Origin of the sequence: Bacteroides sp. 3_1_23, assembly GCF_000162555.1 — a bacterium.
Lineage (GTDB): Bacteria > Bacteroidota > Bacteroidia > Bacteroidales > Bacteroidaceae > Bacteroides > Bacteroides ovatus.
On the sequence record NZ_GG774953.1, the window covers coordinates 94,019 to 108,196 of the forward strand.

Genomic DNA, 14,178 nt, shown 5'->3' on the forward strand with positions numbered 1-14,178 from the left:
ATTCTAAGATTTCTAACACAGGTCTAACACCTATCCGAAAAGTGCTAAAAACAACTCTTTATTGGCCGTTTCTGCCGATTTGATACGTGATTTGAGCCGTGACTTGCGAGCATATACATTAGCTACCGTATCTTTCATAAACAAACTGATTACTTGTGGAGAGAAACCTACAAAAATATAACAAAGCAGTCGTATGTCAGCTTCTTTCATTGACGAAAATTCATTCCGCAACTTCTCCATTGCATTATCATGGCAGGTATTTACGATAAGTTCCAGTTCTTGCAACATTGCATTGTTCTCTGCAAAATCGGTGATAATCTGTTTCACTTCGTGGAACATGGCTGCTTGTTGCGATGCGGTATTCTCACGTTCATAGTAAGTCTTTCCCAGTTTGTCAATGATGTCGAATCGTGAAGCTATCAAACCTTTTAAATGGCTTTCTGCATTGCGCTGTCCTTCCATATGTTCTGTCAGGGTTTTGTATTGGGCGTTGGCTTCTTCCGCCAATAGCAGGTAGCGGTCGGTACGTTCGCGTTGCAGGCGCAGACGTTGACGGATGATGTAGTATGCTACCCCTATTATTAGAAAAATTACGCTTGCTATGGTAATCTCCCAGGTAGTACGGTTCTTCATCCGGTATTCGGCAAATTTGGAGTGTTCCTTGAAATAGTCACGTTCCACCATACCGGCGGAGAATTGCATATTTGAACGTGTCAGCGAGTCAGTCAGATAGATATAATGGTGTATCTTCTCTGTCGCTTTCTCGAAGTTTCTGGCCTGCGCTTCAATCCGATAAGCGGTGTATTGCAGGTCTGCCATGTCACGTATATCGGTGGAATGTGTTTCTGCAAGTGCCAGATAGTAGCGTGCGCTGTCTATACGGTTTTTTAGTAGATTCACATCTACTAATGTATGGTATCCGTATAACGTATCTTGCCGGGCAGAGAGTTCGATGCGTTGCAGTAGGTCATGAGGAATTTGTTTCTTGCCTGACACCACATAGAGAGAAGCAAGATTGGTGAGACTGGCTTTGGCTAACTTATTGTACTTGTGCTCATCAGCCAAATCGAGTGCGGCAGAATAGAGTCGCATGGCTTTCTCCATATCTTTTGAATTGAAAGTTGCGGCTGCCATATCGAGAGTTGCCTCTGTTTCTTCACGAGTGTTATCAGTCTGCCGGAAGTTATTGCGAGCTTCACGAAAATAATGATAAGCCCGGCTATAGTTCATTTGGTCATAATACACTTCACCGATTTGACTGTATAAAAGCCCTGCATAATAAGGCTCATTGGTATCTTTCAGTTTCTCTTCAATTTCTAGGAAAAGACGTAACGCTCCCGGTTTGTCTCCTGCGCGCAGTTTAACCCGTCCCCAATAATAGAGAGTTTTGCATTGGCGGCGTAAATCTTTGGGATGATGTTTATAATGGCTCCAAGCCTGGCGAATGAGCGAATCATTGGTTACTTTGATGTGATTTTTGTCTAAAGCCTCTGAATAAAGCAACGCATACCTGGCCTGTTCAGCCTGGTCGCCTTCCGATTTGAGTTGTTGTAATATTGTTAAGGCACTATCCGGCTTATTTTGTAACAGTGCTTCCGCCTCATCAAGCCGGGAAATCTGTTCTCTGTTATAACATCCTGTAAAAAAGAGAATTACTAATAGTTCGAGTATAATTCTGCATTTCATGCTGTGAATGTAGTGAAAATATTTCGAGTTTAGTATGGAATCGTCATATCTTTATAATTCTTATAATGTTTAATTTTGTAAAGGTAGGAAAATAGATTCGAGTTGAATTTTTCGGACTAATATCAATATATCTTGAATATATAGTCTTTTAATAGTTCTTTTTCAACTTTAAAGTTGAATGTTTGTTGTGTTATACTACATTATTCATATCTTTGCATAAAGATATTTTAGATATGGATATAGAAACAGTCGATAAATTCTTGAAAGAATTTAAAGATAAGGCTAGGGTTTTCGGGATTATCTTTCGCATAGATAGAAAGAAGAATATGCAAGCTTTGCTTGATTTGGAGATTTCGGCAATTATGCGTGAAAAGATAATAATGTCTTTGACAGTTGAGGACTATTATAAAGGTCCTACGGAAGATAAGTTGAATTATATGGGAGAACTTTGGAAGTTTGGCAAGTCCGTAGATAAAAAGGAGGTTTATATCAAAATAAGTAAAGGTACTGGAGCAAATTCTCCAATCTGTGTCTCCTTTCATTTGGCAGAGAGAAAAATAGAACATCCTTTCAAAAATAAAAAGTAGAAGTTATGAAAAGTCCGTTTACAGGTGGTGACGCTGCATTGTGTCATGAGAAGCAATCATTTGAATTTCGAAAAGACAATTTTGAGATAGTATATCATTTTTATAGATGTAAGGATACAAATGAAGAGTTTACTACAACTGAACTTGATCAACTGAATATGAATCAAGTTTATAATTTGTATCGTCAGAAATATGCGATACCATTTCCGGATGAAATAAAAAGAGTCCGGGAATTATATGGTATATCTGCACTTCGAATGTCTAAACTTTTAGGTTTTGGCGATAACCAATATAGAAAATACGAAGAAGGAGAGATGCCTAGTGTGTCTAATGGAAAAATGATTTCAGCTTTGAAAGATCCTCATTTCTTTTTGGAAATTCTGAAACTTGCTCAAAATCAGTTTCCCAATGATGAGATACTTAAAATTGAAAAAAGGGTAAAGGAACTGTTATTAAATAATTCCTGTTTTGAGAATAAAATAAATGAATTTATATTTCACAACCATTTGTCTTTACGTTCAAGTATGAATGGGTATGCTTCTGTCATTCCCGAGAAGGTTAAGCAGATTATTGTCTTTTTTGCATCTGCATTACAAGGAGTTTTTGAAACAAAACTAAATAAATTATTATTTTATTCTGATTTTCTTTCCTATAAGAAATATGGTAAAGGTATTAGCGGGTTACAATACCAAGCTATAAATTATGGGCCTGTTCCTGTGCGTTATAGTACTATATATGAGAACTTGGACGGATTAAAAAAGGAAATCATAAATTTGGGAAATGGTTATTCTGGAAGTATAATTACAACTGTTGAGCAATTTGAACAATCTTTATTTACAGTTGAAGAATTAGAGGTTTTACAATGTGTATTAGTTCATTTTGAGAAGAGTAAGGCTAATGAAATTTCAGAAATGAGTCATGCTGAAGAAGCGTGGCGTCAAAATGAAAAACAGCATAGCTTGATTGATTATAGTTATGCGTTTGATTTGAGACAGTTGTAATGTAAGCCCCCTTCCTAGTTCTGTATAAACAGAGAATCGCTATAAACTTATTAGATTTATATAGCGATTCTATAATTTATACGGGGACTTGAAGTTTTATGTAGTTTTAATTTATACCTATTACAGAACATCCGGCTCCTAATAATAGACTATAATTGGGATTATCGTCCGTTCTTGTTTTTATGTATCTAATTAAATCATTTACAGAACGTTCTTTAATTTTTAACTCTTCTCTAATCTCTGTTAGTGTGTACATAGTATTTAATTTAAAAATTGAATTTACAAAATTATTGAAACAATATTATATTCCAAAGCTTTTGGATGTTTTCTATCATATGTGGAATGAAAAATATTCCAAATCGCATTTGATTTTATCTTGAATAATTACTATGGGTATATATGCTGTAGCTTATCACTTAGGGATATTTGCTTATTAGTCTTATTAAACTTTCATTTTCTTTCTCCACCTCTGAAACCCTCTCATCAAACTTTCCTCTTCCACCGACTCCGCCATATCATACTTTATCACAAACTCATGCATTGACTTTATATACATCACTCCATTTTTGAACTTATTTTCCAACAGGAATGAATAAAGCTCCGCTTTCATTTCCACCTCAATTTCCTTTTCGATAATAAAGATACTGTCCTGCCCGAAATAATTATAAACTTCCGGATTCTTCCCTTGCCTTGGGCTGGGAAGAACAAAACAGATATTTCCTGTCTCTTTCCAGGAGACGCCTTGCGGATGAGGAACGGATAATTGATGCAGGAAGTGATAAATGGGAGTGAGGTGGGAGAGGTGGATTGGAGTGGGGAGCCTTGAAGGTGGATTGTTGTGCGATTGAAGTTCTAAACTTTGTCCGTATCGGACATACATATACCTCGCCAGATATGGCTTGATGGCAAACGTGACTGTAACCATGGGAATTGAATTTTGGATTGTTGAAATTTGTTGTATACTGATTGCCGCTTCGTGCGGCAGATTCTGTCGTGTTTGTTGGAAAAAATCCCATGGGTTACGGGGACGGAATTTTAATTCAGTAAGAAGTTGAAATTCAAATGGTTACAAATGCCGGTTTTTCCTTTAAAACCAACGGGCCGTTCCTTTAAAAGGAACGACCCGTTGCACACCGAGGAAGGACCTCTTCCTTTTAAAGGAACGGACGGCTCCCTAAAATCCATAGTGCAAAGCTATGCCTAATATTCTAATTTTTCAAAAGGAATAATAGCGGAAATATTTATATTATGTAATGAAATATCATAAATAGTATACATCTCTAATTTATGCGTATGCATATTGGAAATATGTAATAAAAATATACTGATTACTAGAACGTGTATTTTAACTATATTTATCAGATAACTATTCTTAAAGTGGAAAAACTTTTTATTCCATTTCTTGTTTCTTGCGTAACAGGCGGAAAAATAGTTCTGATAAGTAAGGTGAACTTCGTACTTTTACGTTTCAAACAAAAAAAGCAAGATATGATAACATCAGTGAAACTTATGCTGAATAAGAGCAGGATATTGAATAATGGCAGTTATCCTTTAGTATTTCAGGTGATCCACAATCGGAGAAAAAAGTTACTGTATACAGGCTACCGGGTGAAAGAGGAGGTGTTTGACGAGCTGGAAGGGAAGATTATGAATGGCGTAGGTTCTACTTTTACGGCTACAGAGGTCGTGAAAATGAACCGCGAGCTGCGGAAGATGCGGAATCGGATTGATACACGGATCAGGCAGCTTGAGCGGACAAGGGAAGAATTTACAGTGGAGGATATTCTGGCTCAAAGTGCTTTTGGTACAGGAAAACCACAGTTTTATTTATTGCGATATATCAATGCGCAGATTGAGCGTAAGCAGGAACTGAAGAAAGTGGGGATGGCTGCGGCCTACAAGAGCACCCGCTCGTCGTTGGCAAAATTTATAAGCCGCCCCGATGTCCGGATGTCGGAGGTCGATTCGGCGTTCGTCAGGAGATACGAGGATTTCCTGTATAGTAACGGCTCTTCCGGAAATACGGTAAGCTATTATCTGCGCAACTTGCGTTCCCTGTACAACCAGGCGGTAGCGGACGGTTATCATCCTCGTGGCGAATATCCGTTTGCGAAGGCACAGACCCGCCCGGCGAAAACGGTGAAACGTGCTTTGTCACGGACGGATATGCAGAATCTGGCGGACTTGAATTTGGAGAATGAACCTGAACTGGAGTTTGCCCGCGATTTGTATCTGTTCAGCTTTTATGCGCAGGGAATGGCTTTTGTCGATATTGTCCTTTTGAGGAAGAGCGATATTTGCAATGGTGTGCTGACTTATTCCCGTCATAAGTCGAAACAGTTGATTCGCATAGCGGTGACTCCGCAGATGCAGGGCTTGATGGATAAATACAAGACGGAAAATGAGTATCTCTTTCCGATAATCAGCGGTGAATACGCTTCGGGATACAAACAATACCGCCTGGCGTTAGGGCGTATCAACCGCCATTTGAAGAAAATCGCTGTTGCAGCTGATATAAAAGTTGCGTTGACGACGTACACCGCCCGCCATACCTGGGCTACCCTTGCCCGTGACTATGGAGCACCAATTTCTGTGATTAGTGCCGGACTAGGGCACACTTCGGAAGAAATGACACGCGTCTATTTGAAAGATTTCGATGTATCCATGCTTAATCAGGTGAACAGCATGGTTACAAATTTATCCAAGTGAAATGAAAATTTGTAATATAATCCGTTGAAAATTAGAAGATATAATATTTTTATTTATCTTTGCGATATTGTAATCTATTCTGTAATAGAGATTATATTAAAATCTCTTTGTTATTTTGAACTATTTCACGCCGCAAAGTAAGCTTATTTTTTTATAATATAAATTGTCATAAAGTACATTTTTTTATTCATTTTGTACACGTTGCGTGGTTATCCTCATTAATAGGGCTGTTTTCAGTCTGGCAGCGTTCCATTAACTGTTTGGCGGTACATCCGAAATATAGTTTGCAGTGACGGTTAAAGTTACTCTGCGAATCAAATCCCAATTCTTCAACGGCGTCTTTTATACATACTCCCGGTTCGGTCATTTTTTCGAGTATCCTTTGGTTCTTTTGTTTCAGCATCCATTGTTTGGCAGTCATTCCGAACACCTCGTTGAATTTGGAAAAGAAGCGGCTTCTTCCCAGGTTCGATAGTGAGATGAGCTGTTCTATATTATCCACTTTGGTATGGTTACGCATGACAAAATCCTTGAAGTCTATTTCTTTTCCGATGATAGGGTGAAGCAGGGTTGCAATCTCCCGCTTCTCATAAAATCCGCGCAGGAGAAAGAAGAATTCCCGTTGCATCAGGGTGTGCAGGTGTGCACAACTCATCCCGTTCTTGATACAGTGGGTTAACACTTCGAGGAATGGTGTCAGTGGGTAGTGTATTCTAATCGGTGAGAAGTCATATTCAATGTTGTTGCATAGCTCTGATAAAGATTGCAATATGAGCTTGTCACAGTTTCCTTCGGGCATATCGAAAAACATGGAGAGCAGGCTTGAACCGTTTTCTCCAATTCCCTTCAGCCGGGAAGAACGGGGGATGAGTATCATCTCTCCGGCATGAAACGATCTGTTGTGGAACTGGTTGCAAGTTATGGTGAAATCACCTTTCAGGAAGAATAGAAGATAATTCTTACTTGTAGTGTCTTCCTCAAATTCTGTGTTCTTATCGAACTCCAAATACTTGAATCCGGTTTCAATCGTTGTCATGTAGTTTTGGCATGACAGGTGTTCTTCGATGTACAGCAATTCGCTTTTCATAAGTTTTGTTTCCATGGCAATAACTGTTTTGATTGTTTGGTCTGTTACCTATCTGTTTGTTTCACAATTGTTTCAGTATCTGTATTTTTAATGAATTATATATCAGAATATTATTTTCTGTTTTGTTTGCTATGATTCATTTTATCATGATACTGAAACGTTATATGGGTGCTTTATGTGATATAAATCATTGGTAATTAGGTTTTTATTGTTTGTATTCTTTTGTTTTATCTCTATTACAGAATAGAGATGAAACAAAAGCAATAATAAGATGACATGAAGAAATATCTATGTTTAATCGGAGTCTTGGGAATACTACTTTGTAATACGGGCAACTCTTACGCCCAAAAGGTTGCAGTAAAGACTAATTTGCTTTATGACGCTACTACTACAATGAACTTGGGGCTGGAAATAGGTTTGGGCAAGAAATGGTCTCTCGATTTATCCGGAAATTATACCCCCTGGAAGTTTGATGATGAAACGCGCCTTCGCCACTGGGGCGTACAGCCGGAACTTCGCTACTGGCTTTGTGAGAAATTCAACGGTCATTTTCTGGGTTTGCACGGACACTACGCCAAATACAATGTGGGCGGAATGTCATTTTTGAGTGATAACATGGAACGTCACCGTTATCAGGGACATTTGTGGGGCGGTGGAATATCCTACGGTTATCAGTGGCTGCTCGGCAACCGCTGGAGTATGGAGGCTGTACTTGGAGTCGGATATGCGCGGTTGGATCATTCCAAATATCCTTGTGCCACATGTGGAACCATTCAGAAAAGTGAGAAGAAAAACTACTTCGGCCCAACAAAAGCTGCCGTGAGTATCATATACATTATAAAATAGGCTAATGATGAAAAGAATCTGTATATACGTGACCTTGGGACTGCTAGGCGCAGTTTCCGCCCATGCCCAGGAGATAAATATCGGACAAGCCGTTGCCCGGAAAATAAGCGATGACAAAGTGGAAGTCTCATTTAATATGGATTGCAGTACACTGCGGCTTCCTTCACGCCGACAGATGATAATCACTCCTTTGATAATCAGCCGGTCGGAAAACGATACGCTCGCCCTGCCTTCAGTCTGCATTGCAGGCAGAAACCGTTATCGCATGAACAAGCGGAAAGAAAGTCTGTATGGCAAAGAACCGGCTGCGGGAGAGAGACAGGAAATGATTCGTTTTAACAGGAAACGGGATATGTTGTTAGAATATAACGAAACAGTCCCGGCACAGGAGTGGATGTCCGGAGCACGTGTCGAGATATTCCGTGAATTACAGGGATGCGCAGGTTGCGGAGAAGCACTGGGTAATGATCCCGTTGCGGAGCTTCCTTTATTCAAAGAGGTAGTGGAACGCCCGAATCTGGAAATAATGGTGGCACAGGCAGAGGAGAAACGCCGTTCTTTCACCCGCAGTGCATATCTTAATTTTAAAGTGAACCAGTCGGCATTGCTTGCCGATTATATGAATAATCCTGCCGAACTGGTTAAAATCCATTCGTCCATTGATTCTATCCGTGAGGATGATAACTATCGTATTGCCCGGATTAAGATAGTGGGCTACTCATCGCCGGAAGGCAATTATGACGGCAATGCCCGCCTTTCCGAACAACGTGCGAAAGCGTTGGTACAAAACCTGAAACATGCCTATAAGCTGGACGACAGTATGATAGAATGCCGTTCGGTGCCGGAAAACTGGGAGGGACTAGCTGCATGGTTGTGCGAATACCGTCCTTCCTATATGCAGAAAGTACTCGATATTATCGGGCAGACTCCCGAACCGGATGCGCGCGATGCGAAGATAAAAGCTATCGATGGCGGAAAAATATATAATGCCTTATTGCAAGAGGTATATCCGAAGCTGCGCTTAGTGGAATATACAGTCAGCTATACAGTGGTTCCGTTCTCTGTAGAGCAGGGACGGGAAATCATCAGAACACGTCCCGATAAGATGAACCATAACGAAATGTATCAGGTCGCAGTCAGCTACGGCAAAGGTTCGGACGAATACAACAGGATTATCCGGATGATTGCCGACCGTTTTCCGAGTGACAGGATAGCTAACAATAACGCCGCTATCGTGGCTTGGGAAATGGGAGATTACGACGCGATGCGGGTGTACCTGAAACGTTTGGAAGGTATAAAAGCTGAATAATATAATCTGAAACTTATACTTAGTAATTAACATTTTAGTATTCATTAAATTTTAAAACAATGAAATTGGACAAATCTTTTTTAACGCTGTTTGTCGGACTGGCGATGGCAGCATGTAGTAATGATGAAGAGATGGCAACCGGCGGACAAGACCTGTTGCCGATAGACGGCAGGGAGGCTTATATGTCCGTAGTTGTAGATATGCCTAAAAGTACGGGAACACGCGCTCCTGGAGAAAATCACGGAACAGCGGACGAACAGAATGTAAACGAAGTACTCCTTGCATTGTTTGATGCATCAGACGTTTGTTTGGAGACAAAGACATTGGCTTCGGCCGAGTATATTTTGAATGCAGGCGGTAATCCTGCAGCAGGGACCGGAAATGCATTCAAAGTTCCTTCTACTACCGCCAAAGTACTGGCAGTAGTTAATCCGAGCGACAAGTTCAAGGCTGCCTGTGTAGCTTCAGCTTCCTGGTCTGTCATCAATGGTGCTGTAGAGCAGGCACTCGAAGAGGTGATTGGAGCAGCAAAGAACAACTTTATGATGATTAACGCCGGCGACAATGCAAATCCGGCTAACGGAGCATTGGTGACAGCTAATGTGAAGGTGGTTGATGGAACGCTTATTGCTGATGCTACTGCCGCGATTGCCGCTGCCGAAGCTGACCGTTCCCTGATTCACGTAGACCGTGTCGTTGCCAAGGTTTCTTTAGGAATAAATCCGGGTGGTGTCACAGTTCCGGCAGGAGTAACCTGTACATTCGGCAACTGGGCATTGAATGTTACCAATAAGAGCATGTTCCCGTATGCTGAAATCGTAATGCCCGCCGGAGGTTCTGCAGGTGCGGATTACAGAATTGACCCGAACTATGAACTGGCAGGATTCAATGTGTCACAGTTCAACTATCTGAAAGTTGCTGACGACGGAACTTTGCCTGCTGATTTTTCAGCTATGACGGATAGCAAATACTGTCTTGAGAACACAATGGCTGCCGACGCACAAACCCAGGCACAGACTACAGCTGCCGTAGCAAGTGCGGTTTACACTCCTAATTCATTTACAGCAGGCGATAGCTGGTTCCGCCTTTTGGGTGTCACTTATAAGACACTGGCTGATTTGCAGGCAGTATATAATGCTGCAAAAGCAGTTACTTCACCGGATGCATTGCAAACACAGATAATCACTCTTTGTGACCAGTTCTATGCACGTATGTCTGCTGCCGCTACTGCACAAGGCAAAACTGTCGGTGCTGATTTTGCCGCTATTACTCTCGCCGAACTGGACGCTATTGCGAACGGTGGTGAATACTCCAAGCCTGATGCAACAGCCGGTGAAACCGTAGGTGTAGAATACTTCCAGAAAGGTGTATGCTATTATAACATCCTCATCCGTCATGACGATGCAATCACCGCCACAATGGCACTTGGCAAATACGGTGTTGTACGTAACAACTGGTACACATTGACTATCAACAGCGTGAAACAACCGGGTACTCCCTGGATTCCTGATACCACAGATCCTACTGACCCTGAAAAACCGGGTGAGAATGATGATGACGCTGAAGCATATCTCTCTGTAAGTATTACGGTAAATCCATGGACTACCTGGAGTCAGGGAGTGGATTTGTAATGACAACTATATCGGGCTAAAATAACAATTAAAATAATAAGAAGGCGTTATGATACGGCGCAGCTTGTCTTATGGCGCCTTCTTTTTTTTCTTTCTTTTCGTTTTTATTCAGCCGGCGGAGGCTTATTTCCGTGAATCAAGACCTTGATATAAAAAAACTGATAAAAACAGGTCTTCCATACAGGCAAGTTTTGCGATTTGTCAACTAAAGCAGATTATTCCGAGAAAGGCAAAAGTCGCTTTTCCACGCTATATATGAAATTAGAAAAATAAATAGAACCATAGATTATGAGAAAGATAATGAAAACAAAGGGTGTCGTCCGGTGGATGAATTATGGAAGTTGCCTGTTGTTATTGCTTGTACTCTTTTCCTGCACATCCATTGATGAGACACTACCGGAATGTCAGTTGTATGTTCGTTTCCGGTATGACTATAACATGGAGTTTTCCGACGCTTTTGCGGCTCAAGTGAATCGTGTCGACGTGTTTGTATTTGACAAGGAAGGTACGTTTATCATGAAGAAGAGCGAGCAGGGAGAAACTCTGGGCAGCGGCAGCTACCGTATGCCGTTGCCGCTTCCGGTCGGTGAATACCGGATAGCCGCTTGGGCGGGAGTGAGCGATGACTTTGAAATGCCGGAACTGGTTGCCGGGAAATCAACATTGGAAGACTTGATGGTAAGAATGAAACGGAAAGAGTCATTGGTGCATAATAAAGCTCTGAACCCGCTTTGGTATGGCGAGGTGAAGACTGTCGACTTTACCGGCAGACAGGAACAGACGGAAATGGTCTCTCTGATAAAGGATACCAATAAATTCCGCTTTATCTTGCAAAAGTCCGGTCCGGGAGAAGAACTGGATATGAGTGATTGCCTGTTCGAAATCCATGCGGACAACGGATATTATGACTGGAATAATGACTTGCTGGATGACGACGTGATTAGTTATCAGCCCTATCATTTGGAAAAAGTGGAAGATGTGGGCATTGTGGCGGAAATGAATACCATGCGCCTGCTCGAACATAAAAAAGTATATCTGACGCTTACACGCATGTCGGACAGTAAGGAACTGATGAAGGTTGACCTGATACCTTACCTGCTACTTACAAAAATGGAGGGGCACAATATTCCGGCGCAGGAGTACCTCGACCGTCAGAGCGAGTATGCGATAGTCTTTTTCTATAATCCGGAATTATTGAATTTCCTTTCCACGAAGATTGTGATTAACGGCTGGACTATCTGGTTGAAAGGTGAAGACCTTTAGTAAACGTAAACTATAACAGCAAATGATATGAGATATACAAAATATAAATGGATGATGTGGCTTGTGCTGCTTTGTTTCTCATGTGTGAATGAGGAACAACGTGCAGTTCTGTCGGATGAACCGGGAAAGGTGCGAATGAATATGAGTATCAGTACACGTGCTACATATGATCCTGAAGTATTGAACGAAAATGAAACGCGTATCAACCGGTTACGTCTTTACGTTTTTGATGGCTCTACTTTAGATAAGATGTATTATTGGTCGGATTTGAATATAAATGATGGTGTATACGTTACTCCGATATTTCTAGTAAAGGCTGCTACTGGTAAAACGTTTTATGCCATTGTAAATGAGCCAACGGATATGGATTCCCGTGCTTTATTGGAAGCAGTGGATCATCCGGATGATTTGGCTGAAATACAATACAGGAGACGTGATATAATGGATTATTGGAATCCTAATATAATGGGCTACTATAATGATTATTGTTTGCCGATGTATGGAGAACTGACAGGAGTGGACGCATTGGAAGGGACGACACAAATAATCAATCTGCAAGTAGACCGAGCTGTTGCGAGGGTAGATGTTTATATGAGGAGGGAAATAGGACAGGATGAAAACTACTGGGAAAACAGGCTTTATATTGAAGAGTTAGGAGTGGATCGTATATCAGATATTGGATTTATATCGCCTGTCCGAGTGCCGGATAACCGTTACGATAATATCTATTTTATGGACAGAAAAGAAATCAGAGAAGAAGTATATTCTGATGATAAAGGAGAATTATTATATTCTTTTTATGTTCCGGAAATGGAGTGTATATATGATAAATTATCCTTAGATTTCCATTATAGATATGAAACGGGATATGATGGTCGTGCTTGGGTCGAGTTGGGCGGATATGATCCTTATACCGGTTATCCCTATGGAGAAATTCTAGAAAAAATAGAACGTAACCATGTATATAAACTTTTTTGCCGTTTTACTCAAAAAACAGCTAAGTTTGAACTAAATCTGACAGTGTGTCCATGGGAATATCTTCCGCCACAAGCAGAAGAGGTGAAGGGAGAAGTTAAGATGACGAATTGTTATATGGTAGCTCCGGGCGGAAGGGTGGATATTCCTACTGAAAACGTATATAAGATATGGGCTCAACAAGCAGAGTTTGGCAATATTCCAATTCCGGATGGAGACGTAACGGCAGAACTCGTATGGCAAGATGAACAAGGAGTTATTGCGGACGAAGGAGTAACGGTAGTCAATGCTTTGGAGCGCGAGAGGGCTTATTTGCAGGTAAGGACGGCAAAAGAGGGAAATGCGGTTGTTGCGATGAAAGTAAACGGCGAGATTTATTGGAGTTGGCATATTTGGTGTACAGATTATGAACCAAATGTAACAGAAGGACAGAAGTTTTTTAATAATTTGGTTTGGATGGATAGAAATCTGGGAGCTATGACTAATGAATATACAATTGACGGTGGAGTAAAAGGTTTACTGTATGAATGGGGACGTAAAGATCCTTTTCCTAGTGCTGAAAATTGGACTCAAAAGGAAAAAACACTTTATACGGAAAATAGTGTAACCAATGTCCGTTTTAAAGTAGCTGAAGTGGAAAACTTAGTAGAGTCGGTTCGTGAACCTCTAACTTATATAACTAATGAGCGAAGTTGGGGAGACTGGTATACAAATTCGGTGTCATTAATGAATTATTCATTATGGTTGCCAAATAATAAAACAATATTTGATCCATGTCCGATAGGTTGGCGTGTTCCCCCAGACAATCAACCTTGGAAGGGATTACAAGCTGGTTCAACTGAGAGTACACAAGGTATTATTCATCCAGAAGCAGGCTATTATCCAAGATCAGACAAACGTCTGCCTCAAGATGGTCGTCTTATATCTGGATTGTCGCATTGGGCATCTGTAGCTTCAGTAAATTCAGTTTATCCTTTAGGGGGATATGGTTATGGCTTGGGACAAGAATGGCAACCGTTTTGGCGGGCAGATGGACGCTCTATACGTTGTGTTAAAGAATAAACTAAGAATAGCAGAATAATAT

The 14,178-nt window shown here is 40.8% G+C and carries 11 protein-coding genes; 8 read left to right on the plus strand and 3 right to left on the minus strand.

Translation table 11 applies throughout. The features are described 5' to 3' along the window. Positions 1–30: 30 nt before the first annotated feature. Entirely contained in the window at positions 31–1,686 is a 1,656-nt protein-coding gene (locus tag HMPREF9010_RS09100; RefSeq protein ID WP_008649837.1) for a hypothetical protein, read from the minus strand. A 233-nt stretch (positions 1,687–1,919) separates the two neighbouring features. Between HMPREF9010_RS09100 and HMPREF9010_RS09095 the strand changes: the two genes are divergently transcribed. Then, positions 1,920–2,273: a type II toxin-antitoxin system MqsR family toxin gene (locus HMPREF9010_RS09095; protein ID WP_008649839.1), complete on the plus strand. Its 354-nt coding sequence runs from the start codon at positions 1,920–1,922 to the stop codon at positions 2,271–2,273. Positions 2,274–2,278: 5 nt separating this feature from the next. Beyond that, positions 2,279–3,274, plus strand: coding sequence for a type II toxin-antitoxin system antitoxin SocA domain-containing protein (locus HMPREF9010_RS09090; protein WP_008649841.1), 996 nt, complete (start codon positions 2,279–2,281; stop codon positions 3,272–3,274). Positions 3,275–3,716: 442 nt separating this feature from the next. Here the strand turns inward: HMPREF9010_RS09090 and HMPREF9010_RS09085 are convergent, their stop codons facing one another. Next, positions 3,717–4,199: a hypothetical protein gene (locus HMPREF9010_RS09085; protein ID WP_008649850.1), complete on the minus strand. Its 483-nt coding sequence runs from the start codon at positions 4,197–4,199 to the stop codon at positions 3,717–3,719. 563 nt (positions 4,200–4,762) lie between these two features. Here HMPREF9010_RS09085 and HMPREF9010_RS09080 point away from each other — a divergent pair. Next, positions 4,763–5,983, plus strand: coding sequence for a site-specific integrase (locus tag HMPREF9010_RS09080; RefSeq protein ID WP_032852803.1), 1,221 nt, complete (start codon positions 4,763–4,765; stop codon positions 5,981–5,983). Positions 5,984–6,170: 187 nt separating this feature from the next. Here the strand turns inward: HMPREF9010_RS09080 and HMPREF9010_RS09075 are convergent, their stop codons facing one another. Continuing rightward, positions 6,171–7,085 carry a helix-turn-helix domain-containing protein gene (locus HMPREF9010_RS09075; protein ID WP_008649853.1) on the minus strand — a complete coding sequence of 305 codons (915 nt, stop codon included), beginning with the start codon at positions 7,083–7,085 and terminating at the stop codon, positions 6,171–6,173. Between the two features lie 261 nt (positions 7,086–7,346). Between HMPREF9010_RS09075 and HMPREF9010_RS09070 the strand changes: the two genes are divergently transcribed. From HMPREF9010_RS09070 to HMPREF9010_RS09050, 5 genes are all read left to right on the plus strand, one after another. Beyond that, the gene (locus tag HMPREF9010_RS09070) at positions 7,347–7,916 is read left to right on the plus strand and encodes a DUF3575 domain-containing protein (RefSeq protein ID WP_008649854.1); all 570 of its coding nucleotides are present in this window, start codon (positions 7,347–7,349) and stop codon (positions 7,914–7,916) included. A gap of 4 nt (positions 7,917–7,920) precedes the next feature. Then, positions 7,921–9,225, plus strand: coding sequence for a DUF3868 domain-containing protein (locus HMPREF9010_RS09065; RefSeq protein WP_008649855.1), 1,305 nt, complete (start codon positions 7,921–7,923; stop codon positions 9,223–9,225). Between the two features lie 59 nt (positions 9,226–9,284). Beyond that, complete coding sequence (locus tag HMPREF9010_RS09060) at positions 9,285–10,856, plus strand: Mfa1 family fimbria major subunit (RefSeq protein ID WP_008649857.1); 1,572 nt, start codon at positions 9,285–9,287, stop codon at positions 10,854–10,856. A gap of 288 nt (positions 10,857–11,144) precedes the next feature. After that, positions 11,145–12,119 carry a FimB/Mfa2 family fimbrial subunit gene (locus HMPREF9010_RS09055; RefSeq protein ID WP_050428291.1) on the plus strand — a complete coding sequence of 325 codons (975 nt, stop codon included), beginning with the start codon at positions 11,145–11,147 and terminating at the stop codon, positions 12,117–12,119. A 27-nt stretch (positions 12,120–12,146) separates the two neighbouring features. Next, complete coding sequence (locus HMPREF9010_RS09050; RefSeq protein ID WP_008649859.1) at positions 12,147–14,156, plus strand: hypothetical protein; 2,010 nt, start codon at positions 12,147–12,149, stop codon at positions 14,154–14,156. Positions 14,157–14,178: the final 22 nt, after the last annotated feature.

What these genes read in the sequence shown, in the direction of transcription:
- HMPREF9010_RS09080 (WP_032852803.1), top strand. Translation starts at nt 4,763, where the DNA reads ATGATAACATCAGTGAAACTTATGCTGAATAAGAGCAGGATATTGAAT.
- HMPREF9010_RS09055 (WP_050428291.1), top strand. Translation starts at nt 11,145, where the DNA reads ATGAGAAAGATAATGAAAACAAAGGGTGTCGTCCGGTGGATGAATTAT.
- HMPREF9010_RS09050 (WP_008649859.1), top strand. Translation starts at nt 12,147, where the DNA reads ATGAGATATACAAAATATAAATGGATGATGTGGCTTGTGCTGCTTTGT.
- HMPREF9010_RS09085 (WP_008649850.1), bottom strand. Translation starts at nt 4,199, where the DNA reads ATGGTTACAGTCACGTTTGCCATCAAGCCATATCTGGCGAGGTATATG.
- HMPREF9010_RS09075 (WP_008649853.1), bottom strand. Translation starts at nt 7,085, where the DNA reads ATGGAAACAAAACTTATGAAAAGCGAATTGCTGTACATCGAAGAACAC.
- HMPREF9010_RS09070 (WP_008649854.1), top strand. Translation starts at nt 7,347, where the DNA reads ATGAAGAAATATCTATGTTTAATCGGAGTCTTGGGAATACTACTTTGT.
- HMPREF9010_RS09090 (WP_008649841.1), top strand. Translation starts at nt 2,279, where the DNA reads ATGAAAAGTCCGTTTACAGGTGGTGACGCTGCATTGTGTCATGAGAAG.
- HMPREF9010_RS09065 (WP_008649855.1), top strand. Translation starts at nt 7,921, where the DNA reads ATGATGAAAAGAATCTGTATATACGTGACCTTGGGACTGCTAGGCGCA.
- HMPREF9010_RS09100 (WP_008649837.1), bottom strand. Translation starts at nt 1,686, where the DNA reads ATGAAATGCAGAATTATACTCGAACTATTAGTAATTCTCTTTTTTACA.
- HMPREF9010_RS09060 (WP_008649857.1), top strand. Translation starts at nt 9,285, where the DNA reads ATGAAATTGGACAAATCTTTTTTAACGCTGTTTGTCGGACTGGCGATG.
- HMPREF9010_RS09095 (WP_008649839.1), top strand. Translation starts at nt 1,920, where the DNA reads ATGGATATAGAAACAGTCGATAAATTCTTGAAAGAATTTAAAGATAAG.